Origin of the sequence: Fulverythrobacter fulvus (genome assembly GCF_037154085.1) — a bacterium.
Classification (GTDB): Bacteria; Pseudomonadota; Alphaproteobacteria; order Sphingomonadales; family Sphingomonadaceae; genus Andeanibacterium; species Andeanibacterium fulvum.
Genome location: NZ_JBANRM010000001.1, coordinates 1,086,382 through 1,111,166 on the forward strand (window position 1 = coordinate 1,086,382; position 24,785 = coordinate 1,111,166).

Consider the following 24,785-nt stretch of genomic DNA (forward strand, 5'->3'; position numbering starts at 1 on the left):
GTCTTTGCGATGCCGTGGGAGGTTGGATGGCTCCCGCAAAGACGCAGCCAGTCCGGACCTGTCCGCCGAGAGACGTGGGGGCAGAGAGTGCCGGTGAATTCGGCTTTCAGCCGCAGTGGAAGCCATAGATGCGCATCGCGTTGTCGTGCAGGAACTTGCGTGCTTCCTCCGGCGTCAGCAGTTCGGTTGCCGCGATCGCCATTTTGACCTTTTCATCATAGGTCCACAGCATGCTTTGCCCAACGTCGGAGCCCCAGACGAGCCGGTCCTCTCCAAACATGTCCACCATGCGCCTGACGAGATCGGCCGCACGCACGCCAGCCTTCACCAACCGCTCCATATTGATTTCGGTGATTTTGAAGTGGATGTTGGGCACGTCACGAAACAGCGCGATTGTGTCGTCGATACCGTAATCGGGCGGCGGCGGCATCACGACGATTTCTCCGGCTTCTTCCCGCAGGGCCACTTCGTATTGCGACATGCCATATGGCATGGCACCGTGGTCGAGGATGATGGGAAGTTCAGTATAACGTTCCGCCAGCATCTTCAGCAGCGGCAGCAGATAAGGCAGCTGGTTGTTGAAGAAGATCAGCGTCATTGGCGTGCCGAGTTCCGCGCAGGCGTCCCATACCTGCATTGCCGTGGGTGAGCAAAGCCAAGCGGTATCAAGAAACCATGGCCGCGAATTGGCCATGCGAAAACCCGAGGCCAGACCTGCAGCGACCATCTCGCGATAAACCTGCGGGGTTGTCGGATCCTGCGTGTCCAGAATCACTACCGAATGCAGCCTGTCGGGATAGCGGGCAGTAGAATCGAGTATGTAGCTATTATCGTAACCGTAAACGTGCCCACGCTGGACGACGCAAGACATCGTCACGCCATTGGCATCCATCATCTCAATCAGTGCTTCTGCGGTAACAGTGAAACTTGTTCGTTCGGGCGTGGGCAGCCCGGGAGAAAACGGCTTAGGAGGATATTTGTCCCAGTCGCCGGAAATAAGGTGCGCATGTGTGTCGAGCAGTTGGAGCGCCATCCTCCAGAATCCTTGTCTTACCGCGTCATACGGTCTTCGTCGTAAAATCGTGACGTGGGGCGTATCCGACCCTTGAATGCGGTTGCCGCCCCGGCCTCGCCCGATGTGGACAGACCGGGACGGCTGCGCTTCAAAACTGCTTCTTGAGAGTGAGCGACCATTCGCGCGGGGGGGCCGGTTGAGCGTCGGTCTGCGGATAACCCAAGCCCTGATAGTCGAACACATTGCGATAGTAGAACTTGTTGAACAGGTTCACCACGCCTGCTGCGAGCGTGAAGCCGTGCTTCTCGTTCTCGTAGGTAACCCGCGCATTGAAGAGCGACTTAGCCGGCATGAGATAGTTATATTTGGTCGAAAGGCCGCTGACGATCTGGCTGCTCTCGAATGTCCAGTCGAGACGCGGGGTGATGGAACCGTCCAGTCCTTCGGCCTCGATCCGGTACTGGATACCGGCGCTGGCGGTCCAGAACGGATTGCTCTGACGGCGATTTACCGTGCGGGCCTCGATATCGGGCGACATGAACTTGGACCAGCCAACAGACCCGTTGATTTCCAGATTGTCGATCGGATTGATCGTATACTCAGCCTCGAAACCGCGCACGGTGGCGGGCTGGTTACGGAAATAGCTGCGACCAAGGCACGTGATGCCGGTATTGCTGGGCAATGTAGTGGTACTGCAGCGGGTCGAGCCTTCCGGGCCACCCGGCAGCGGTTCGAGTTGCTGGTTGCCCGGCTGCGGGTTCCCATTATCGTCCAGCAATGCCTCCGCGCCGCTGATGGTGGTCGGTCGGTTCTTGAAGTCGGTGTAGAACGCGGCCAGATTCAAGCGCACCCTGCGATCGAACAGATCAAGCTTGGCGCCGATTTCGTAGGCGATATCCTCGGCCGCCTCGCTCTGCTCAACCTGTGTATATTGCAGCGGACGCGTGTTGTAGCCCGGTAGGGTATAGCCGGTTGCAGCAGAGGCGTAGAACAGCAGGTTGTTGTTCGGCTGGTAGTTCATACCGGCCTTCCAGCTGAACTTCTTGCTTTGTGGGACAACGGTGAACACGATGTCCGACGCGGAAGTCAGCCAGCTGACATCGGAAATGTTGGTGAAGTCCACCACCATCTTATCGTCCGAATAGCGGCCGCCCAAAACGATGCCGAAGCGCTCACCGAAGGGGCGGACGGTCGCGTTCGCAAACACGGCCTTGCTGGTGGGCTTGTAAGTCGTGTGCAGGGCGCGCTGGAGGCCGGAACTTGCCTGGATCAGCGATGCGTGCTGATCGCCATCAGCATCGAAATAGAACCCGCCGACGACCCAGTCGATAAGGTCGGAAGTGCCTGAGACGCGCAGTTCCGCCTGAGTGTATTTCTGCATCAAATTGTTGATCACATGCTCGACCACGATCGGCATGCCGTCCGTATCGAACGTGTGCGTCTCGTCCAGATCGCGGTGAGCGACCACGGCAGTGAGATCGATATTGTTGCCCAAATCCCAGTTCAGCTTGGCTGAAACGCCCCAATTCTTCAGATTGTTGTGATTGGGGAGCGCGTAGCCACCGCGCGTACATTGCCCGCGCTCGTTGACCGAACCGTTATAATAGGTGTTCCCCGGGATCACCGTGCAAGCTGCGATCCGGTCTGTATAGGTAACGTAGGTCGTGTAGGGATCGCCGGTCATGAAGCGCTGGTCGATTACCAGCCCCCAATAGGCGGCCTGACTCTTCATATTGCTGTTGGCGCGAGTGGGGTCGACATCCACCACCGAGTCAGCCGGATTTTCCGAGAGGTCGCGCAGGTAGTCACCGGTCAGTGTCAGTTTGACAGAGGGCGTCACCTCCCACAGGAAGCTGCCGCGTATGGCACGAACGTCCTCGCCGCCATAATGGCCGATGGTGCAGTCATCCACGGTGTCGAACTTGGTCGAGTTCTGCAGCGGGGTGACATAGGGAAAGCTACCCGCCAGTTCGGGCGTGCCGCGCCGGTTCATCTCGCACGTGAAGTCGAGCTGCTTCTGATAACCCTCGCGCTTCTTTGAGAGGCCCGACATAAGCAGGGCCGCATTCTCGCCGATTGGAAGGTTGAAGCCGGCACGCAGATCGATCCGGTTGAACGAACCGGTCGTCACTTCCGCATAGGCAGAGGCATCGCCCGGACGCGGTTGGCGCGCCACCACGTTGATCGCGCCTGCCAGAGAGTTACGGCCAAACAAAGTACCTTGAGGACCTCGCAGCACTTCGATGTGGTCAATGTCGAGGAGGTCGAAATTCGCGCCGAGCAGCACGGGATAATAGACATCGTCGATATAGAAAGCGACCGGAGGCTGTCCGGCCAAGCTGGTATCGCCCGAGCCCAGGCCACGGATGAATGCAGAAACACCCGGGCCGAAGGCGCCCTGCACACGACGGAACTGCGCGTTCGGCACGACCGAGGTCAGATCGCCAATATTGGTTACGCCCCGCTCTTCCAGCGCGTCGGCCGTCACGGCAGTGATGGCAATAGGAGTATCTTGCAGATTGGTCGCCTGCCGGGTGGCGGTGACGACGATATCCTTGATTCCGCCTTCCGGTTGGGCAGGTGTTTTTTCTTCCTGCGCGAAAGCGGGTTCAGCCGCCAGAAGCGCAATCAGCGAAGCTGCGGCCAGTGCCATACCCTTGTTCATGAGATCCCCTCCGATCCGTTTTTGTCAGACGTTGATCTTTGGGTATTCCGGCCCGCCCCACCGGACTTGACTGCGTGGGCAGCAGAACTTGTTCTGCAGGCGCGGAGTGGAAACGCCGCTTTCACGACGGCATTTCCGTCAACCGAAAGCACAGCCGGACGGGAAATTTATTCCCCTATATTCAGTGGATTATGCGCGTCTCTTTCGGAATTTGTCAAGCTGTGCACTACCCCTTCCCCGCCAGTTTTCCCTACGCAGGGAAACCGGCGAGCAAGAATTCGGACCGCTTGCGTCATGTTGCCGGGCAGGAGGGGATGGCCGCAGTCCGCAACGATAAAGGGCGCATGGTCTCCCATGCGCCCTCCCCCTTTTCAGCAGCCCCGAAGGGCCACCCCATTTCAGCCGACCGGATCGGCGGCGGCTGAAACCCTGGTCTGGCCAGCCTTGCGAAAATCGCGCGGCGCCATGCCGTATTTCTCATGGAAAGTGCGGGTGAAATGCGCCGCGCTGTTGAAGCCCCAGGAAAAGGCGATCTCCGTCAGCGTATGGGCGTTCCAGGCCGGATTGCACATCTGGCGGGCGCATTCCTCAAGCCGCCGGCGCAGGATATAGGCGCTCATCTTCTCCCCGCCCGGCGCGAACACCGTGCGCAGATAGCGCGGCGAAACCCTGAGCCCTTCCGAGATGGTGGCAGGCGACAATTCCGGATCGCGCAGATTGTCCTCGATGAACTGGATCACGTCCTTGCGCCGCTGCCACGCAATGGCCGAGGCATCGTTCCGGGCATCGAAGCCCATGGTGTAGGACATCGAGATCATCTCGAGCAGATAGCGCGCCACCCGGTCTTCATGCAGCGGCGAGAAATCGCGCCCCACGCCTGCACTCAGTTCGCGCACCATCGCCGCCACCGTTCCGGTCAGCCCGGTCGCGCGGCCCAGATGCTGGCCGCAATATTGTTCGGGCGTCGGCAGGTAAGACCGTAGGACCTCGGGTGGCACGCGCACCATCACGGTGACCGAGCGATCATGCGTGCGGAAATAATGCGGCAGGCCGGTGTCGCACAGGACGAAATCGCCCTCCACCAGTTCGGCTTCCTTGCCGCAATGATAGAAGGTGCTCTGCCCTTCGGCCTGGAGCAGGAAATTATACATGCGGGGCACGTTGGTGGCGATGTGGCTCTGCTTGCGTTCGACGCTGCAACTGTCGACCGAAAGGCGCGCAAGCTTGACCGGGCCGAGCTGCCCGATCCGCAATTCCGCGTCGAACTTGTCCTTGTCGCCAGGCGTGAATTCGACCTTGCTCATCCGCGTGGCGTAAATGGCGCTCCATGCCGCGGCACGACCCACGGTGGGTAAGCCTAGTGTGCTAAACAACTCCATCCGGCTAATCCTCCCCGGAGGGCCCCATCCTTTTCGGACAGTGACCCGCAAATCCGTGAAGCCGATTGCTCGCACCTGGGCTTGAGCAAGTCAACTCACACGGATTGTGCCAGATTCACTGGCACGCCCCCGAACGCGCCGCTTTACCGGCAAGGCAATCACACTTGACCCGCATGACTGCCCCGGCGCGGTTTTGACTGAAGTGGCGCAATGATCGGCCTGCCAGTGACGGAACGGCAATCCATCCTTGCCTCGTCTCGCACTGGCCCACATGCTCCCTTGCGGGAGACCCAATTCAAAATAGATGGGAGCGATGCCGTGAAGCACCGTATGGCAGATTTGCCGCGTATCCTTCTTCCTCTTGCCGCCACGCTGATGCTGCTGAACGGCGCACCCGCGCAGGCCGTGCCGTCCGCGCAGGTGGACGAACTGGCGCGCGATGTAGAACGTGTGGAAGCCGTGCGCGCGGTGAAGGACCTGCAGCGCAGCTATTCGCAATATGCGCAATTCGCCCTGTGGGACGAGATGGCCACGCTCTTCTCCCGCGATGCGAAGATCGTGTGGGGCGACAAGACCTTCACTGGCCAGAAGGCCATTGCCGACTGGCTGAAGGCCCGCGTGGGCGGCAGCAAGGGGCTGGCCTCCGGGGCGCTGCACAGCGAATTCATCGAGGACGACATCGTCAATCTCTCGGTCGATGGCCGCAGCGCCAAGGCCCGGTGGGAAGCCATGGCGATGATGGGCGATGGCAAGGGCAAGACCCGCATCGAGGGCGGCATCTACGAGAACGAATATGTGCTGGAAGACGGCAAGTGGAAGCTCTCGCTGATGCGCTATTTCCCGCAATATGAAGGGGATTACGAGAAAGGCTGGTCCAATATCGGCGGGAAGGACCTGCCGCAGATACCCTATCATTTCACCGTGGACGAGACAGGCATCCCGATCCCGCCACCACAGGGCCCCGCGCCGAAAAGCTCCGCCGGTCTTGCGGAACTGGAAGGCCGGATCGACCTGCTCAACCAGGAAGATGCCGTCCGCAATCTGCAGAATGCCTATGGCTATTACGTCGACCGCAAGATGTGGACCGACGTGACCGATCTGTTCGCCGAGGACTCGGTGGTGGAGATCGCGGGCGCGGGAACCTTCCGGGGCAAGGACGGCGCGCGCCAGGCGATGGAGCTGATGGGCGCGGAAGGGCTTTCCCACGGCCAGCTCAACGACCGGCCGCTGTTCGGCACCATCGTGGAAGTGCTGCCCGGCGGCATGGAAGCCGTCTCGCGCGGGCTGGAACTCGGCATGATCGGCGAAGCGGACAAGGGCACGGCATCGTGGGAGTTCACAGTGTTCCGCAACCGTTTCGTGAAGGATCAGGGCCTGTGGAAGATCAAGGAACTGCGCCTCTATCCCCTGATCAAGGCCGATTACGGCCCCGGCTGGGCCAAGGGCGGGATTGCACGGCCGGCGGATGGCATACTGCCCGCCTTTGCCGGCCCGAACCCGGTGACCGGCAAGGATGTGACGCTGGCAGGTGCCCGGATCGTGGGGCAGGACAGGCTGACGGCGGCCCCGTCGACCGTCGCGCCCGCTGCCCTTACCCTTTCGGATGACGAACGCCTGATGGAGGCGAAGCGCAAACTGCGCCGCTCCGCCGCCTTCGACGGGGTCGAGAATGTCTCCCACGCCTATGGCTATTACCTGACCGACTTCCAGTGGGTGGAAATGGCCTCCATCTTCGCGAAGAAGGGCAACAAGCATTCGCCCTTCGCCGGTTTCTATCTGGGGCAGGAACGGATCAAGGCGGCGGCAACCGCCATGTATGGCAAGGCGCCGGAGACGCGACCGGGCATTTCCTACCACTGGCGCACGCAGCCGGTGATCCATGTCTCTTATGACGGACGCTCCGCCAATCTGCGTACACGCCTGTTCCAGCCGCGCACGGCCAAGCCCGATGGCGACGGGAACAGCTTCTATTCCTCGTCCCTGTTCGGCGGCATGTATCCCAACGATCAGGCCGTGATCGAGGACGGGGTGTGGCGCCTGTGGAGCCTGACCATCGACGAGCCCTATTTTACCATGGCCGGCTGGAAGGGCGGCTGGTCCGGCGTGAAGCCGGTGGAAGCGGGCGAAGGATCGGGCGCGAGCCCGCTGGTGAAGCGTCTGCCGCCGGACATTCTGATGACCGCGCTGGGCCGCCGGGCGGAGCATTTCCGTGGTGGCACCGGCAAGACAGTCAACTGGCCGGGCATCCTGCCCATGTGGTTCCACTACAAGAACCCGGTCAGCGGGCGAGAGCCCGAGCATTACTGGCCCGACAGCACGCCCAGCCTGCTACTGCCGCAATCGCGCCTGATCGCCAATGGCTATCAGATGCCGCCCAACGGGCCGGAAATCGACGGGATCGGGATCGAACTCACTCCGCCCGACGCTATGGTAATGGAAGGAGGCAAATGAATGGTCAGGACACCCAACAGACTCAAGACAGGGGCGGCACTGGCCGCCCTTGTTGCGTTCGGCACGCTGCTCGCCCCGGCGCAGGCATCCGCCGCCGAGTGCGACCGGAAATGCCTCGAAGGCACAGTGACGGCCTATCTCGACGCCCTGCTCGCCCATGATCCCGCCCGCCTGCAACTGGCGGGCAAGACGCGCTTTACCGAGGATGGCAAGGAGCTGAAGCTCGGTGAGGGCCTGTGGCAGACAGTCAGCGGCAAGGCCGGCTTCCGGCAGGACTATCTCGACACGCAAAAGCAGATCGCCGCCACGCATGTGGAACTGCGCGAGGGGGCGATCCCGGTGCTCTATTCCGCCGTACTTCATCTGGAAGGGGGTCGGATCGCCGGAATCGAAACGCTGGTGCAGCGCATCCAGCCCGATTCCCGCTTCCAGCCCACCGAGCTGGGCGCCCCGATCAAGGGCATGAACGATCCTGTCCCAGCCGGGAAGCGGCAGAACCGCGCAGAGATGATCGCCACCGCGCTCCGCTATACCGAGGGGCTGAGGATCGGGAATTTCACCGATGCCGGCACGCCTTTCGCAGACGGCACCTACCGGGTGGAGAACGGCGTCATAACGGCCGGAAACGGCTGCGGGCGCGAGGATTGCGGCATGTATTCGCAGCGCCTGATGCTCCATCCCGCCATCATCCCCAGCGTGGCTGCGGTGGATGAGGAAAACGGCACCGTGCTGCTATGGATGAACTTCGGCGATACCGGCTCTTACGGGCCGGGCAATGCGCTCGTCACCTTCGAAGGCTTCAAGGTGTGGGGCGGCGAAATCCGCGCGATCAACGCGTTTTTCGGCTTCCTGCCCGCCTCCACCTCGCGCTTTTGGCCGTCGAGCGATCCGGTCCGGCCCTGAAGCCGGACCGGCTGGCACTCACTCGGCCGGAGCGGGCCGGGGTTCGCCCCCAAGGTCGTGCAACTCGCGCCCCGCCGTCTCGGGCAGGATCAGCGTGGGGATCAGCGCGCAGATGATGCCCACGATACCCAATGTCGCCATCGCCGCGCTCAGCGACATGAACTGCGCCACCAGCGGCACGCCCATGATGAACAGCGAAGCCGCCGCGCGCCCGGAATTATAGGCGAAGGACTGGCCGTTACCCCGGATTTCGGTGGGGAACAGCTCAGTGAAATAAGGCCCGAAAGAGGCATACATGCCGAACTGGAAGAAGCCGTAGATCATCCCCACCGGGATCAGGATCGCAACATTCCCGCCCCATGGTCCGAAGAGATAGATCGAGGCCATGATCAGGAAGCCCAGGCCGAACAGGCGGAACACTGCCCGGCGGCCCAGCTTGTCGCTGAGATAGGCGTTTACCAGGCAGCCGGCAAAGCCGCCCGCGCTGTTCACCAGCACGAGATAGGCGGCGACCGACTGAGTCAGCCCGCGTTCCTGCGTCATGAAAGTGGTGAGGTAATTGGCCACCGAATAGGCTGCGCCCTGCACGCCCAGCGAGAGCAGCGAGGCAAGCAGGGTGATGACGATCACCCTTCGGCCGAAGATGTCCGCCAGCCTTGCCGAGCGAGCGGCGGCCTTCTGCCGTTCACGGGCGCGCTTGTAGACTTCGGAATCGTCGGATCCCCTGCGAATGAAGAAGATCAGCAGCGCGGGCAGCAGGCCGACCCAGAAGGCCACCCGCCAGCCCGTATCGGGATCGAACCACGCCGCGACCGGCCCGGCGAGCAACGCCGCAATGCCCGATCCGATGGGCGCCCCGGCCTGCACTGCCCCCAACGCCTTGCCGCGATGTTTGGGTGCGATCATCTCGCCCAGCAGCACAGCGCCCACGGCCCATTCCGCGCCGAAACCGATGCCATGCAGGATACGGATCGCCAGGAGCTGCTCATAATTCTGGGCGAAGCCAGAGAGGAAGGAGAACACCGAGAACCATAGGATCGTCAGTTGCAGGATCCGCGCCCGGCCATACCGGTCGCACAGCCAGCCGCCCAGCCAGCCGCCGATCGCGGCGGAAAAGTAATTCGCGCTGGCGATGGAGCCTGCCTCGGTCAGCGTCAGCCCCAGCGAGCCGATCAGCAGCGGGATGAGATATTGATAGACCTGCGCATCGGCCGCATCCATCACCCAGCCTGCCCCGCAGGTCCAGAAGAGGCGGCGCGTCTTCTTTTCGGATTCACGATACCAGGTGAACATCCTGCATCCCCCAAGGATTGCTTTTCTATTGATTAGGAGTCGAATTAAACGGTTCGCCACGTTTGGCGAGTCCTGCCGGCGAACAATCGACGGCAGAGGCATTCGCTCGGATAACTAGCGGGCGCCCGGGCTGCGGCTTGATTGCCTCGGCGCCTTGAATTGACGCGCAATCAATATTTTCGCCTGCGTCTTTCAGTCCTTGCAAGGCGCGGAAATCCGCTCTTATTGAGCAGTCGCACGCAAGAAACACCTGCATTGAGGAGGCGGCGATGAGCTACACCGATCCCCTGTTTTCGCTTGCCGGAAAGACGGCATTGGTCACCGGCGGCACCAGCGGCATCGGCGCGATGATCGCGCGCGGTCTCGTCCGGCGCGGGGTGAAGACCTACATTTCCGGCCGCGATGAGAACCGCACTGCTGCCTTTGCGCAAGAGCTTGCAACTGGCGGCGGCACATGCATCGGCCTTGCCGCCGATCTGGGTTCGCAAGACGGACCCGCCGCTCTCGCCGCCCAGCTTTCGGCGCGGGAGACCCGGCTGGACCTGCTGGTCAATAATGCCGGGGCAAACGGCCCGGGCAGCCTGGCCGAAATGAGCGTTGCCGATTGGGACTTGGTGATGAACGTCAATGTCCGCGCCGCCTTCTTCCTCACCCAGCAGCTCCTGCCCCTGCTCAAGGCGGCAGCGAGCGAGGACGATCCGGCGCGGGTCGTCAATCTCGGCTCGATCGGCGGGCTGCACATCCCCAATTGGGAAGCCCATGCCTACAACACCTCCAAGGCGGCGATCCATCACCTCACCCGCTCGCTCTGCAAGGCGCTGGGCAAGGACCGGATCACCGTGAATGCCATAGCCCCCGGCCCCTTCCCCTCGCGCCTGACCGATACGGATTCCGACGCCGTGAAGAACAGCGTGGCGACCTTCATTCCGCTCGGCCGGCCCGGCAGTGCGGAGGATGCGGAAGGGCTGGTGGTGTTCCTCGCCTCGCGCGCGGGGGCCTATGTCAACGGCGCCACCATTCCGCTCGACGGGGGCTATATCGCGGCGCTGTGATCGGGTGCGATAAGCGCGCCGCTTCGGTCAAGACAGGCATCCGGCCGGGGTGAAGAGAGAGCGGGCACCTATCGGGGAACCCGCCTTGAAACCGCCTGCCACGCTTGCCCTGCACAATGTCCGCACCCTGCGCCTCGGCCCGGGAGTGGCCACGCAATGCGCAGCCGATCTGGCCGCACTGGGTTGCCGCAAGGTGCTGGTCATTACCGGCGCGCCGATCAGGGCGCTGTGCGAAGGGCTTGAGGCCGCGCTGACGGACATCGGCAGCGTGGCCCGCGTCCATGAGGCGCGCGACGGCGAGCCGACGCTGGAAGACCTCTCCGCCGCCATTGCCGCCGCGCGGGAATTCGGCGCCGAGGCAGTGGTCGGCTTCGGCGGCGGCAGCGCGATGGATGTGGCCAAGCTGGTCGCCGCACTGGCCGATGGCGGGCAACAGGTTCTCGACGTGGTCGGAACGGACCTCCTCGCCCGGCGTACCCTGCCTTTGGCCTGCATTCCCACCACTGCGGGCACGGGCAGCGAGGCAACACCCATCGCCATCGTGGAAGACACCGCCGCCCTGCTGAAAAAAGGCGTGGTCAGCCCGCATCTGGTGCCGGACTTCGCCTATCTCGATCCGGAACTGACGCGCTCCATGCCGCGCGGCGTCACGGCCGCGACCGGGATCGACGCGCTGACCCATTGCATCGAAGCCTATGCCAATCGCTTTGCCCATCCGGTGGTGGATGGCTGGGCGCTGGAGGGCATTTCGCTCATCGCCCGCCATCTCGAACGCGCCTGGACTGACGGGAACGACATGGAAGCACGCGAGGGGATGCTGCGCGCCAGCCATCTGGGCGGGCAATGTCTTGGCCCTGTGAACACCGCCGCCGTCCATGCCCTGGCCTATCCCTTGGGGGGCGAGTTCCATATCGCCCATGGCGTGGCCAATGCCCTGCTGCTGCCGCATGTGCTGCGCTTCAATCTGGAAGCCGCGCCGCAGCGCTATGCCGCTGTTGCCCATGCGATGGGGGTGGCGCGAACCGGCGATGACCGGGCCGATGCGCTGAAGGGTATCGAAGAGATCGAGCGGCTTTCCGCCGCCATCGGCATCGAACGGCGGCTGTCCGCATTCGGGATCAGCGCCAACACGATCCCACACATGGCCGCCGCGGCCATCACCGTGCAGCGCCTGCTGATGCGCAACCCGCGCGAAGTCACCGAAGGCGATGCGCGGGCGATCTACGAAGCGGCACTTTGACAAGAGGAATGGAAATGGCTGACGCCGAATTGCTGCAACTGAATACCGAGCTGTCGCTGCAGCTGGCGGATTACTGGCACGAGATCGACTTCAATGGCGGGCGCAACGCGTCAGGCTATTACGTCGAGGATGCCGAGTTCCACGGGCAATATGCCTCCTATCTCGGCGTCGAGAAGATCCAGCAATTCTACGATTGGCGCATTGCCCAGGGCCCGCGCCTTTCGGTCCATTCCTTCACCAATTTCCGCGCCTGGTTCACCGGGCCAGACGCGGCGGAGGCCACCAATTTCCTGATGCTCTACGCCCGCAATGGCGAACGCATCCTGCCTTCCCACGCGCCGATCACCATTTCGCTGGCGACCGACCGCTATATCCGCCGCGACGGCCGCTGGCTGTGCACCTATCGCCGCTTCGAGCATCTGTTCGAAGGCGATGTTCCGGTAACCAACCCCAATCTCGACGACGATTGAGGCTGGAGGATTTATGACCGGGCAAAGAGGCGCATTGGACGAAGCGGGCCTGCTGCTGGACAGGGCCTATGTCGGCGGCACATGGACAGGGTCCGATGCCGCTCCGATCAGCGTGGACGATCCCTTCACGCTGGAGAGAGTCGGCACGATCCCCGATCTTTCCAAGGCGCAGGTTGCCGCCGCGATCGAGGCGGCGAGCGATGCCTTCCCCGCCTGGGCGCGCCGCCCGGTGAAGGAACGCTGCGCGATCCTGCGCCGCTGGTGCGAGTTGATCCAGCGCCACCGCGAAGACCTTGCCCGGCTGATCACCCGCGAGAATGGCAAGACGCTGAAGGAAGCCCGCACCGAAGTGGATTACGGCAACGGCTTCATGGAATTCTACGCCGATTATGCCGCGCATGATCTGGGCGAACTGATACCCTCCCCCGTTCCCGGCCGCCGCCTGCTGGTGGAGAAGGAACCGCTGGGCGTGTGCGTGGCAATCACGCCATGGAACTTCCCCCTCGCCATGCTGACCCGCAAGGTCGCTCCGGCGCTGGCGGCGGGCTGCACCATGGTAGCCAAACCTGCGGAACTGACTCCGCTGACCGCCCTCGCCTTTGCAAAGCTCGGCGAGGAAGCCGGGGTTCCGGCGGGCGTGTTCAGCGTGGTGACCGGCCATTCGCGCTCTATCGGCGAAGTGATGACCTCCAGCATGGTCGTGCGCAAACTCTCCTTCACCGGATCGACTCCGGTGGGCGCTTTCCTTGCCGAAGCCTGCGCCCCCACGATCAAGCGGTTGAGCCTTGAATTGGGCGGCAATGCGCCGCTGCTGGTATTCGACGATGCCGATCTCGATACGGCAGTGGAAACCGCCATGGTGGCCAAGTTCCGCAATGGCGGGCAGAGCTGCATCGCGGCCAACCGCATCTATGTGCAGCGCGGGATCGAACCGCGCTTCCTGTCCGCCCTCGCCACCCGCATTTCCGCGATGAAGGCGGGCGACGGGTTCGACGAGGCGAGCGACATCGGGCCGCTGATCGACGAGCGGGCCATCGCCAAGGTCGATGCCCACCGCGAGGATGCCATCTCCGGCGGCGCGGAACTGCTGGCAGGCGGAGCCTCGCCCGGCGGCCGCCTTGCGCAGCCCACATTGCTCGGCGGAGTGCGCCCCGATGCGCTGCTGGCGCGGGAAGAAACCTTCGGGCCGCTGGCCGGCGTGATCGGCTTCGACAGCGTGGAAGAGGGCGTGAAGCTGGCCAACGATACGCCCTTCGGCCTCGCGGCCTATCTCTGCTCCAGCGATCCGGCGACCATCGCCCGGGTTGGGCGCGATCTGGAAAGCGGGATCGTGGGGATCAATACCGGCCTCGTCTCCAGCCCGCTCGCGCCCTTTGGCGGAGTGAAGCTGTCCGGCCTCGGCCGCGAAGGATCGCATCACGGCCTCAGCGAATATCAGAACCTCAAATATCTTTGCCACGCCGGCCTTTAGAGGAGCCTATGCGCAAGCATTCCAAGGTCATCATCACCTGCGCGCCGACCGGCTCGATCCACACGCCCTCCATGTCGCCGCATCTGCCGGTGACGGCGGACCAGATTGCCGAGGCAGCAATCGGCGCGGCGCAGGCGGGCGCGGCTATCCTGCATCTGCACGCCCGCAACGATGCCGATGGCAGCCCCAGCCCGCGCGCGGAGGACTTCATGAAGTTCCTCCCCCGCATCAAGCAGGCGAGCGACGCGGTGATCAACATCTCCACCGGCGGCAGCGCCACCATGTCGCTCGACGCGCGGCTGGAAGGGGCCAAGGCCGCCCGTCCGGAAGTCTGCTCGCTCAACATGGGTCCGTTGATCTTCGACTTCTCCGCCGCCGGAAAGCGGGTGGAACACTGGCAGCATGGGTGGGAACAGGACTATGTCGCCGGTTCGCGCGGGCGGATCATGTATAATGACAACGCCTTTATCGAGCGGATCATGCTGGAAGTGGGCCGCGAATTCGGGACGAAGTTCGAATTCGAATGCTACGATATCGGCCATCTCTACACCCTCGCCCATTTCGCGGACCGGGGGCTAATAGACCCGCCTTTCCTGATCCAGGGCGTGTTCGGAATTCTCGGCGGGATCGGCGCCGATCCGCGCAATCTGGCCCATATGGTGACGATTGCCGACAGCCTGTTCGGCGAGGATTACATCTTCTCTGCCTTCGCTGCCGGGCGGCACCAGATGCAGTTCTGCACGCAATCGGCCCTGCTGGGCGGCAATGTCCGCGTCGGGCTGGAAGACAGCCTGTTCATCGGCCGGGGCGAGCTTGCCACGTCCAATGCCGAGCAGGTCGCCAAGATCCGGCTGGTGGTGGAAGCGCTGGGCCGCGAGATCGCTACTCCGGCCGAGGCCCGCGCAATGCTGGGACTCAAGGGCGGAGACGCGGTGGGTTTTTAAATCCCGTCACCCCGGACTTGTTCCGGGGTCCAGCTGTTCTGGAAAGGAAGCGGGATCCCGGAACAAGTCCGGGGTGACACGGTGTTTCAGGCCTCTCCCGCCATCGGATAATCATCCGCGTTCAGCACCCAGCCCGCGACTTCGGAAAAATCCACCCGCGGCGGCGCGAAGATGTCCACCAGCACGTTGGAGGCCGGGTCCGACGGGGCCGAGGTGTGGATCACGCGCGGCGGGATCACGCAGACGGAGGGCGATCCCACCGTCACATGCTCGTCCTCGCGCCAGTCATGCTGATTGGCGGTCCACGGCCAGCGCAGATGGTGGATATAGAGCCCTTCCAGCGCGAGCGAGCATTGCTCGAAATCGTCGTGGTGATGCGGGCTCAGCTTGGTCACGTCGCGCGGGCCCTGCGGCGGGAAGACGTTGACCATGAAGGTGGTGCAACGGAAGATTTTGCCGAAGCGGCCTTCCTTGTCCGGCACATCCAGGCTGTAGCTGCGAATGCGGAACCCGCCCACCGGATCGGGCCATGCCTTGAACGGCGGCACCTGCGGATGGGGCCCGGCATATTTGGCGTTGTTGGGGGCCTTGGCCGTAATGTCTGCATTCTGGGAAGAGATCATTCGCACCAGAGTGCCGCCCCCGGTCACGGTGATGCTGCTATCCCCCGGCGGGATCATGGTGATGGAATAGCCGGGCACCTCCACCCGCTCGCCCCCGGCTTCCACGGTGGCGGAGGTCTGCGGATCGTGCAGCAGCAGGACGTATTCATCCACCTGCCCCTTGCGTTCCAGCACCGCCCCGGGCTCCACCTCGGAATAGCAGACCACGAAGTTCTGGCCGCGCGCATACCACGTCTTCCAGCCCGGCCCGCTCTCGTCCGGCTGGGTGTCGTAGAATTTGGCATAGGTGGATTCGCCGAAGGCCGATGCGGGCGCAGAGCCGCCGCCGGCAGTCGACAGGCGGGAACGGGGATCGTCGGCTTCGTACATCGTCATTCTCCTTCACGCGGCGCCTAGCGGGGCCGGCGCTCTCCCTTTTCGGCTAGGAACGCCGCGCATTGGCGGCAACGCAATTTGCCCGCCATGCCGGAACGGGAAAGTCTGCCCTCCGGGTGGGGCAAATCCATCCCGCCGGTTCAAGACCCTTCCAGCGTGGCACTCACTGCCCCGGCCGCCGCCTTGCCGAACAGGGTCGTGTCATTGCTGACCATCACCAGCGAGAAGCCCTGATCGAGCGCCACGCGCGCTTCTGCCGGGCTGCCCACGGCAATGCCGGACAGGACGTCTTCCCGCTTCGTGGCGGCGAGCATCCGGGCAGTCAGGTCCTGCACCGCCGGATCGCTGGCGGGCTTCCCGCTGGAAAGGAACAGGTCGCCATGGCCGATGAAGAGGCCGTTGACGTGTTCGAGCGCGGCGAAATCGCCCGCCTTCTCGATAGAGGCCCAGTCTTCCAGCTGGATCATGCGCAGGCACTGATTGTCCCCCCGCGCCAGATAATCGGGGATCGAGCCCAGTCCCCATTTGCCCGCGCGCGAGGTGAAGCCCAGCCCGCGTTCTCCCTTCGGGGCGAAGATCATCCGGGCGGTAATGTCATGCGCCAGGTCGAGCGCGGTCACGCGCGGGATCAGCAGGCCATCGGCCCCGCCATCGAGCAAGGGCTGGATCGTGGAGCCCGAGTGATCCGGCAGGCGCACCACGGCTGCCATGCCCATGGCCTGTGCGGCGAAGACCAGTTCATTCGCGCGGTCGAGCGAATGGGGCGCATGCTCCATGTCGATCACCACGAATTCGAACCCGGCATGGGCCAGCAGTTGGACCGTCTCCAGCGAGGGGATCTTCACCCAGGTACCCAGCATTCCGCGCGTGCCGCCGCGCACCCGGTCGATGAAATTCTCCATGATCGCGCCTCTCTCCTCATCCCGTGCAATCGCAGCCTACCATGGCCGCGCGCGGCAGGGCAGGCTTTGCAGGCGCGGCGCGAATACCGGCGCGGGAAGGAAAGGCGGAAGGCGTCAGGCCGGCTTGCGGGCGAATATCCCGAAACCGGCAATCACGCTGTAGCAGATCGCCGGCAGCGTCAGCGCCAGGGCCAGACTGCCGCTGACATCCGCGACCATGCCTGTAGTGAGCGGGACGAATGCGCCGCCCGAGATCGCCACGTTGAGAATGCCCGATCCATCCGCCGCGCGGGCACCGAGTTTCTCGCAGGCGAGGGAGAAGATCGTCGGGAACATGATCGAATTCATCAGGCCGATCGAAAGCAGGCTGTAACCGGCAAGCGGCCCGGTGCTGTTGGCCGAGATCGCCAGCAGCGCGATGGCCCCGGCCGCAGCGCAGGCCAGCACCTTGCCCGGGCTCAGCAGCCTGAGGATCGCGGAACCGGCAAAGCGGCCCACCATGGCGCCGAACCAGTAGAGCCCGATCATCTTGCCCGCCGCCTGCTGGTCCAGCCCCATGACATGCGCCTGCTTGAGATAGCTGACGATCAGCGAGCCGATGGAAACCTCGGCCCCGACATAGAGGAAGATGCACAGCGCGCCGTAACCGAAGCGCGGGCGCTTCAGCAGGTCGAACCCGCCCAGCCCCTTGCTCTGCGCATGGCTCTCGCCCTTCAGCCGATTGCGGAATGTCCAGACCGCGCCCGCGACCAGCGCCAGAGCGAAGGCCAGCACCCCATAGGCCTTCACGATCGTGGTGGTTCCCTGCGTGCGATGGGCATCGAGCGCCGCGCCGCTCAGATCGGCGGCGCTGACTGTCGCAAGGCCGCCGAGGATCACGATCGAACCGACATAGGGGAAGATGGTCGTCCCCACCGAATTGAACGCCTGGGCAAAAGTCAGCCGGCTATGCGCCGTCTGGGGCGGGCCGAGCAGCGAGATCAGCGGATTGGCCACCACCTGCACCATCACCACCCCGCTCGCCAGCACGAAGAGGGCGAACAGGAACAGGCCGTAGGTCGCGGTCTGCGAGGCGGGAATGAACAGCAGGCACCCCAGCATCATGGTCAGCAGCCCGGCCACCGCACCGCGCATGTAGCCGATTGTCTTGACCAGCCGGGCGCCGGGAATGCCGACCACGAAATAGGCCGTGAAGAAGCAGAACTGCACCAGCATCGCCTGGGTGTAGTTCAGCGTGAACAGCTCCTTCAGCCGGGGAATGACCACGTCGTTGAGCGAAGTGATCCCGCCGAAGATGAAGAACAGCGCGAAGACGAAGCCCTGCAGGCCGGGCGCGTCGATGGGCTGGCCGGTTTCTTCCAGCGGATTGGAATCCGTGCTGCTGGCAATATCGGGGGCAAGGGACATCGTGCGCGGTCTTTCATTCGGGATATTGAAAAGACGCGGAAAATCCCCCCGGCGCCCCTTCCGTCCATGGAAACCGAGACCTGCGCAAGCACGCCTGCATGGTCAAGGACCGCACACGCCTGATTTCTTGATCCGTGGCTCTGGCTAATTGCTTTGCCCAAAAGGGTGGGAACGCTATGGAGCGCGGGCCGTTAAGCACCCATTCCGGCGGACAGAATTCCGTCTGGAACGGTAGCATTTGAGATGAGTTTTGCGGAATGCGGCAAGCGAGCCGTCCGGGCCCCGTGAAAAGGGCAATAGGTCAAATTCCGTTCAAGGGGGGACAGTGCTGGTGCCGGAAACAAACATGCTGCAACGGCAGTGTTTCGAATCGGGGCCGGCGATCGGACGGACCGGCCATTGAGCGGGGAAGGCCGGGCAGGATCGCCTGCAGGTACCAGCAGGAATAGAGGGCACCAGATGAAGACTTTTCGTGCGGCCATCCTTGGCGCAGGCCTTTGCCTTGCTGCGACAGCGATCGCCGGCTGTTCTTCCAGCGACCAGAAATTCGATCGCCCTCCCCCTCAGGTCGGCTTCGTCACGGTTGCGCCTTCGGCCGTGCCCGTCGCCGTTTCCCTGGGCGGCCGCACTGTCGCTTACGAGACGAGCGAAGTGCGCCCGCAGGTGACCGGCATCATCCAGAAGCGCCTGTTCACCGAAGGCAGCTTGGTGCGTGCGGGCCAGCCGCTCTACCAGATCGACGCCAGCCTCTATCGCGCCGCCGTGCGTCAGGCCGAAGCCAACCTCGCCGCTGCCAGGGCCACGGCCGATGCCGCGACGGCGAAGGCCAACCGCTACAAGCCGCTCGCCGCGCAGGAAGCCATCTCGCAGCAGGACCTGACCGACGCGGAAGCGCAGGCCCGTCAGGCGCAGGCCGCAGTCGCGCAAGCCTCCGCCGCGCTGGAAACCGCGCGGATCAACCTGCGCTTCTCCACCGTCTCCGCGCCGATCAGCGGCCGCATCGGGCGCTCGCTGGTCACCACCGGTGCCCTTGCCAGCGCGGCGCAGGCCCAGCCGCTCGCCGTGATCCAGCGGCTCGATCCGATCTATGTCGACATGCAGCAGTCCGGCGCGGAACTCACCGCGCTGAAGCAGGCGCTGGCCCGGGGCGAAGTCAGCCCCGGCAGCACCAGCGTGCGGCTGAAGCTGGATGACGGGACGTTCTACGCCCTGCCCGGCACGGTCGAATTCTCGGAAATCTCGGTGGATGAAAGCACCGGCACCGTCACTCTGCGTGCCCGCTTCCCCAATCCTCAGGGCCTGCTGCTGCCCGGCAGTTTCGTTACCGCCGTGTTCGATCAGGCCGTGCAGCCTTCCGCGTTCCTGGTGCCGCAATCGGCGGTGCAGCGCGATTTCGACGGCAGCGCCTTCGTCTATGTGGTGGAGACAGACGCCAAGGGCGGCAAGGACGGTAAGGCCGGCGACAAGGCCAAGCGCCGCAAGGTCACCGCGGATCGCACCAGCGGCACGGACTGGGTCGTCACTTCGGGCCTGAAAAACGGCGACAAGGTCATCACCCAGGGCCTCGCCAATGTCAGGCAGGATGCCGATATCCGCCCCGTCCCGGCCAGTGCCCCGCAGCGCGTAGGCCCGCCTCCCGGCAAACCCGGACAGAACAGCCAGCCCGGAAAGCCGGGGTAAGGCGTAATGTCGCGGATCTTCATCGACCGGCCCATCTTCGCATGGGTGCTCGCGATCATCGTGATGATGGTCGGCGTCGGCTCGCTCACGGCGCTGCCGATCGAGCAATATCCCGATATCGCGCCCACCACCGTCAATGTGCGCGCGTCCTATCCCGGCGCATCGGCGGAAACGGTCGAGAACAGCGTCACCCAGATCCTCGAGCAGCAGCTCACGGGGATCGACGGGTTGCTCTATTTCAGTTCGGATTCCAGCTCGCGCGGCCAGTCGAACATCACGGCCACCTTCGTGAAGGGCACCGATCCCGACATTGCGCAGGTGCAGGTCCAGAACAAGATCCAGGCCGCGATCTCGCGCCTGCCTGCCGATGTGCAGCAGCAGGGCGTGCGCGTGACCAAGTCCAATTCGGACACGCTGCTGCTGGTCGCCGTCTATGACGAGACCGACACGCGTTCCTATCAGGACGTGTCGGACTATCTCTCGTCCAACATCCAGGACACGCTTTCGCGCGTGGACGGCGTGGGCGACGTCAACGTGTTCGGCGCGCCGCACGCGATGCGCATCTGGCTCGATCCGATCAAGCTGGCCGCCTTCTCGCTCATGCCGGGCGACGTCATCACCGCCCTGCGCAACCAGAACACCGAAATCGCCGCGGGCGAAGTGGGCGGCCTGCCCTCGCCGCAGGGCCAGTTGCTCAACGCAACGGTCACTGCCCAGTCGCGCCTGCAGACGCCCGACCAATTCCGCAACATCGTGCTCAAGACACTGCCCAGCGGGTCGAGCGTGCGGATCAAGGACGTTGCCCGGGTCGAGATCGGGGCGGAAAACTACAACATCCTGCTGCGCATGAACGGCCATCCCGGCGCGGGCATGGCGATCCAGCTTTCGCCCGGATCGGACGCGCTGCGCACGGCCGATCTGGTCAAGGCGAAGATGGACGAACTGGGCGCGAACCTGCCCGACGGCCTCGCCTATGCCTATGCCAACGACGCGACGAACTTCATCCGCCTGTCGGTGAGCGAAGTGCAGGTCGCCCTGCTCGAAGCCATCGTGCTGGTCGTGATCGTGATGTTCGTGTTCCTGCAGAGCTGGCGTGCGCTGCTTGTGCCGGTCGTGGCCGTGCCGGTGGTGATGCTGGGCACGATGGGCATGTTCTACCTCGCGGGCTTCTCGCTCAACACGCTGACCCTGTTCGGCCTCGTGCTGGCCATCGGCCTGCTGGTGGACGATGCCATCGTGGTGGTGGAGAATGTGGAGCGCCTGCTGGAAGAGAACCCCGGCATGTCCCCGCGCGAGGCTACGATCCAGTCCATGGACGAATTGCAGATCGCGCTGATCGCCATCGCGCTCGTCCTGTCTGCAGTGTTCCTGCCGATGGCCTTCTTCGGCGGATCGACCGGCGTGATCTACCGCCAGTTCTCGGTCACGATCATCTCCTGCATGGTGCTGTCCGTGCTGGTAGCGCTAATCCTCAGCCCGGCGATCACTGCCAGCGTGCTCAAGCAGAAGCACCGCGGCGAGGATCTGGAATTCCACCGCCATTACGGCCGCTTCGCCCGGATCGAGAATGCGCTGGAAGGCGCGAAGGTGTGGTTCAACCGCAATTTCGACCGCATGGTGGGCCGCTATCTCAAGGCAGTCGAGGCCGTGGTGGATCGCAAGTGGCGCTTCCTGGGCCTTTATGGGCTGATCCTTGCCATTCTCGCGGGCCTGTTCCTGCACCTGCCCGGCGGCTTCCTGCCCAACGAGGATCAGGGCCGCATCATGGTGCAGTTCCGCCTGCCTCCGGGCGCCACTCAGGTCCGCACCATCGAACTGCGCGATCAGGTGGAGAAATATCTGGCCGAGCATGAAAGCGCCAATGTCGAGACCATGTTCCTGGTCGCGGGCGGCGGCGGGGGCGGCCAGAACAGCGGCCAGGGCTTCATCAACCTGAAGCACTGGGACGAGCGCCCCGGCCCCGAAAACACTGCCGACGCCATTGCCCAGCGCGCCACCATGGCCTTCAGCGGCCTGCGCGACGGGCAGGTGTTCTTCATGGTGCCCGGATCGGTGCGCGGCCTTGGCGACAGCGCCGGGTTCAACATGAACCTGCAGAACGTGACCGGCATGAGCCGCGAGCAATTCGTCGCCGCGCGCGACAAGCTGGTGGAAATGGCCAGCGCCAGCCCGCTGCTGGCCCAGGTCCGCTCCAGCGAACTGCCCGACAATGCCACGCTGAAGATCGACCTCGATACGCAGCGCCTGACGGCTTACGGCCTGAATTCGTCGGACGTGAACACCACTCTCTCCACTGCGTGGGGCGGCCGCTACGTCAACGACTTCATCGAGAATGGCCGCGTGAAACGCGTCTATGTCCAGGGCGAGCCGGAATTCCGCGCCACGCCGGAAGACCTCTCGCAATGGTATGTCCGCGCCTCCGACGGCAGCATGGCGCCGTTCTCTGCCTTCTCGACGATCGGCTGGGCCACCACGCCCAATTCCACCAGCCGCTTCCAGGGCGTGCCGTCCTTCGGCATCACCGGCCAGGCGGCGCCGGGCGTCAGCTCGGGCGAAGCGATGGCGGAGATGGAGCGGCTGGCGGCCGAAATCCCCGGTACCGCCGTGGGCTGGACCGGATCGTCCTATGAGGAACGCCAGTCTTCCGGGCAGGCGCCGCTGCTCTATGCCCTGTCGGTGCTGGTCGTGTTCCTGTGCCTTGCCGCGCTTTACGAAAGCTGGTCCATCCCGGTGGCAGTGCTGCTGGTGATCCCGCTCGGCCTTGTCGGCGCCCTGTTCGCCGCGACCCTCCGCGGGCTGGAGAATGACGTGTTCCTGCAGATCGGCCTGCTCACCACCATGGGGCTTGCCTCCAAAAACGCGATCCTGATGATCGAATTCGCGGAGCAGGAGGAGAAGAAGGGCAAGCGCATCATCGAGGCCGTGCTGGCCGCCGCGCGCATCCGCCTGCGCCCGATCCTGATGACCAGCTTCGCCTTCATCTTCGGCGTGCTGCCGCTGGCGATCTCCACCGGCGCGGGCGCGAACAGCCGCATCGCCATCGGCACTTCGGTGATCGGCGGCATGCTGACCGCCAGCGTGCTGGCAATCTTCTACATCCCGCTGCTGTTCGTTCTCGTCCGCCGCAGCACGCGCGACGGGCTGAAGAAGCTGCACCAGCGCTTCGGCCGCCGCCAGGGGGAGGCACAGGCATGAGCCGGGCCACGAGCAAGACCATGCGTAAATCCGCCCTCGCCCTCCTGCCGCTGGTTCTGCCAGTGGTTCTGGGTGCCTGTTCCATGGCGCCCGACTATGCGCAGCCCGAAGCGCCGGTTCCGCCAAGCTGGCCGGTGGGCGAAGCCTATCCGGTGGAAGGCGAGGCTGACCTGCCCGCCCTCTCCTATACGGAGATATTCCGCGATCAGCGCCTGCAGACCCTGATCGGGCAGGCGCTGGCCAATAATCGCGACCTGCGGATCGCGGCGGCCAACCTCGCCTCCGCCCGCGCGCAGGTGCGCGTGACGCGCGCGGCGCAATTCCCGGAAGTCTCGGTGCGGGGCTCGGCCGATATCAGCGACAATGGCGGCACCAGCGGCGAAAGCTATGCGCTGCAGGGCGGCATTTCCGGCTTCGAGCTGGATTTGTTCGGCAAGCTCGCCAACGCCACGGCAGCCCAACGCGAGCGCGAGCTGGCCAGCGAGGCTTCGGCCCGCTCGGTGCGGCTGGGGCTGGTGGCGGACCTTGCCAGTGCCTGGGCCACCTATGCGGCGGATCGCGACCTGCTGGCCATTGCCGAACAGAGCGCCGCCAATGCTCGCCGCAGCGTGGACCTCACCCGCGCCCGGCTGGAAGGCGGCATCGCCCCGCGTACCGACCTGAGGCAGGCCGAGCAGATTCTCGCCACTGCCGAAGGGGACCTTGCGGCACAGAAGGCCGCGCTGGCGGAAGACGTCAACCTGCTGCGCCTGCTGGTGGGGGCCGATGTCGATCCGGCGCTGCTGCCCGCTGGCCTCGGCGAAGTGCTGGCGAGCATCGAGAGCCTGCCTGCTGGCACCAGCTCCGCCGTGCTGCTGCGCCGCCCGGATGTGGCGCAGGCCGAATATCTCCTGCGCGCCGCCAATGCCGACATCGGCGTGGCGCGGGCCAGGCTGTTCCCGCAGATCACGCTCACCGGCCTGCTCGGCTTTGCCAGCGACGCGCTCGGCTCGCTGTTTACCAGCGGCGCCTTCAGTGCCTCGGCCGGCGCGGATGCGAGCTACGCGATCTTTGCCGGTGGCGGCAGGCAGGCAGGCGTCGCCGTGAGCGAAGCCGATCGCGATGCGGCCCTCGCCAGCTACGAGAAAGCCATCCAGTCCGCCTTCCGCGAAGTGGCCGACGCACTGGCGACCAAGGGCACGATTGCCGATCGCATGAGCGCCGCCCGGATGAATACCGAAGCGGCCAGCGATACGGCCAGCCTCACCGAAGCGCGCTATCGCGGCGGGGTGGACAGCTTCCTCGCCAATCTGGTCGCCCAGCGCAGCCTCTACACCGCGCAAAGGCAGGAAGTGGCGATCTCGCTGATCGCGGTGCAGAACCGCGTGGAACTGTACCGCGTGCTGGGCGGCGATGCGGAACTGGGCCAGGGCGCTTTTACGCTGCCGCAGTAGGGGCCGAGTTTCGGGCGCTCCGTAGTTGACCCGGCGCATGCGAGGGTTTTTCTCGCGCATAGGCGCGAAGCTTTGCTGAATATCGTCGTCCCGGGCTTGACCCGGGATCGCTGTGATCTGGGCGCTTCGTGGCCAGCGGTCCCGGATCAAGTCCGGGACGACGGATCAGGCTGGACCCACTCTACCCCGTCACCCCAGCCCTGTGCCGGGGTCCAGCTTTGTGTCCGGAAATAGCGGGATCCCGGATCAAGTCCGGGATGACGAGAGGGTAGGCGTTCTACCCAACA

Annotated in this window: 17 protein-coding genes; 10 read left to right on the plus strand and 7 right to left on the minus strand. The window is 64.2% G+C overall.

Going from position 1 to position 24,785, the window contains the following annotated elements:
- Positions 1-106: 106 nt before the first annotated feature.
- From WFP36_RS05315 to WFP36_RS05325, 3 genes are all read right to left on the minus strand, one after another.
- A complete protein-coding gene (locus tag WFP36_RS05315; RefSeq protein ID WP_336978504.1) occupies positions 107-1,033 on the minus strand; it encodes an amidohydrolase family protein in 927 nt (308 codons plus the stop codon).
- Between the two features lie 130 nt (positions 1,034-1,163).
- Positions 1,164-3,680: a TonB-dependent receptor gene (locus tag WFP36_RS05320; protein ID WP_336978505.1), complete on the minus strand. Its 2,517-nt coding sequence runs from the start codon at positions 3,678-3,680 to the stop codon at positions 1,164-1,166.
- Positions 3,681-4,078: 398 nt separating this feature from the next.
- Positions 4,079-5,059 (minus strand): AraC-like ligand-binding domain-containing protein, encoded by a 981-nt coding sequence (locus WFP36_RS05325; protein ID WP_336978507.1) that lies wholly within the window; start codon positions 5,057-5,059, stop codon positions 4,079-4,081.
- Positions 5,060-5,389: 330 nt separating this feature from the next.
- Here WFP36_RS05325 and WFP36_RS05330 point away from each other — a divergent pair, with 330 nt between their 5' ends.
- The gene (locus tag WFP36_RS05330; protein WP_336978509.1) at positions 5,390-7,510 is read left to right on the plus strand and encodes a nuclear transport factor 2 family protein; all 2,121 of its coding nucleotides are present in this window, start codon (positions 5,390-5,392) and stop codon (positions 7,508-7,510) included.
- Positions 7,511-8,413, plus strand: coding sequence for a hypothetical protein (locus WFP36_RS05335; protein ID WP_336978511.1), 903 nt, complete (start codon positions 7,511-7,513; stop codon positions 8,411-8,413).
- Between the two features lie 18 nt (positions 8,414-8,431).
- On the opposite strand, the gene WFP36_RS05340 is transcribed toward WFP36_RS05335, so the two are convergent.
- Positions 8,432-9,706, minus strand: a complete 1,275-nt coding sequence (locus WFP36_RS05340) for an MFS transporter (RefSeq protein ID WP_336978513.1) — start codon at positions 9,704-9,706, stop codon at positions 8,432-8,434.
- Between the two features lie 269 nt (positions 9,707-9,975).
- On the opposite strand from WFP36_RS05340, the gene WFP36_RS05345 reads away from it, so the two are divergent.
- The 5 genes from WFP36_RS05345 (at position 9,976) to kce (ending at position 14,883) form a co-directional block, all read left to right on the plus strand.
- Positions 9,976-10,758 carry an SDR family oxidoreductase gene (locus tag WFP36_RS05345; protein ID WP_336978515.1) on the plus strand — a complete coding sequence of 261 codons (783 nt, stop codon included), beginning with the start codon at positions 9,976-9,978 and terminating at the stop codon, positions 10,756-10,758.
- An 85-nt stretch (positions 10,759-10,843) separates the two neighbouring features.
- The gene (locus WFP36_RS05350; RefSeq protein ID WP_336978517.1) at positions 10,844-11,998 is read left to right on the plus strand and encodes an iron-containing alcohol dehydrogenase; all 1,155 of its coding nucleotides are present in this window, start codon (positions 10,844-10,846) and stop codon (positions 11,996-11,998) included.
- A 14-nt stretch (positions 11,999-12,012) separates the two neighbouring features.
- Positions 12,013-12,468 carry a hypothetical protein gene (locus WFP36_RS05355; protein WP_336978518.1) on the plus strand — a complete coding sequence of 152 codons (456 nt, stop codon included), beginning with the start codon at positions 12,013-12,015 and terminating at the stop codon, positions 12,466-12,468.
- Positions 12,469-12,481: 13 nt separating this feature from the next.
- The gene (locus WFP36_RS05360) at positions 12,482-13,939 is read left to right on the plus strand and encodes an NAD-dependent succinate-semialdehyde dehydrogenase (protein WP_336978520.1); all 1,458 of its coding nucleotides are present in this window, start codon (positions 12,482-12,484) and stop codon (positions 13,937-13,939) included.
- Between the two features lie 8 nt (positions 13,940-13,947).
- Entirely contained in the window at positions 13,948-14,883 is a 936-nt protein-coding gene (kce, locus tag WFP36_RS05365) for a 3,5-dioxohexanoate:acetyl-CoA acetone transferase (protein ID WP_336978522.1), read from the plus strand.
- 86 nt (positions 14,884-14,969) lie between these two features.
- Here kce and WFP36_RS05370 read toward each other — a convergent pair whose 3' ends face one another.
- The 3 genes from WFP36_RS05370 to WFP36_RS05380 form a co-directional block, all read right to left on the minus strand.
- Positions 14,970-15,881 (minus strand): cupin domain-containing protein, encoded by a 912-nt coding sequence (locus WFP36_RS05370; protein WP_336978524.1) that lies wholly within the window; start codon positions 15,879-15,881, stop codon positions 14,970-14,972.
- A gap of 140 nt (positions 15,882-16,021) precedes the next feature.
- Positions 16,022-16,783 carry an HpcH/HpaI aldolase family protein gene (locus WFP36_RS05375; RefSeq protein WP_336978525.1) on the minus strand — a complete coding sequence of 254 codons (762 nt, stop codon included), beginning with the start codon at positions 16,781-16,783 and terminating at the stop codon, positions 16,022-16,024.
- Positions 16,784-16,897: 114 nt separating this feature from the next.
- Positions 16,898-18,190 carry a sugar MFS transporter gene (locus WFP36_RS05380; protein WP_336978527.1) on the minus strand — a complete coding sequence of 431 codons (1,293 nt, stop codon included), beginning with the start codon at positions 18,188-18,190 and terminating at the stop codon, positions 16,898-16,900.
- A gap of 459 nt (positions 18,191-18,649) precedes the next feature.
- Here WFP36_RS05380 and WFP36_RS05385 point away from each other — a divergent pair, with 459 nt between their 5' ends.
- The 3 genes from WFP36_RS05385 to WFP36_RS05395 are packed head-to-tail and all read left to right on the plus strand — an operon-like array spanning position 18,650 to position 24,498.
- A complete protein-coding gene (locus WFP36_RS05385; protein WP_336978529.1) occupies positions 18,650-19,870 on the plus strand; it encodes an efflux RND transporter periplasmic adaptor subunit in 1,221 nt (406 codons plus the stop codon).
- Between the two features lie 6 nt (positions 19,871-19,876).
- Positions 19,877-23,065, plus strand: coding sequence for an efflux RND transporter permease subunit (locus WFP36_RS05390; protein WP_336978531.1), 3,189 nt, complete (start codon positions 19,877-19,879; stop codon positions 23,063-23,065).
- Positions 23,062-24,498: an efflux transporter outer membrane subunit gene (locus WFP36_RS05395; RefSeq protein WP_419716612.1), complete on the plus strand. Its 1,437-nt coding sequence runs from the start codon at positions 23,062-23,064 to the stop codon at positions 24,496-24,498. Before WFP36_RS05390 ends, WFP36_RS05395 begins: the two co-directional genes overlap by 4 nt.
- Positions 24,499-24,785: the final 287 nt, after the last annotated feature.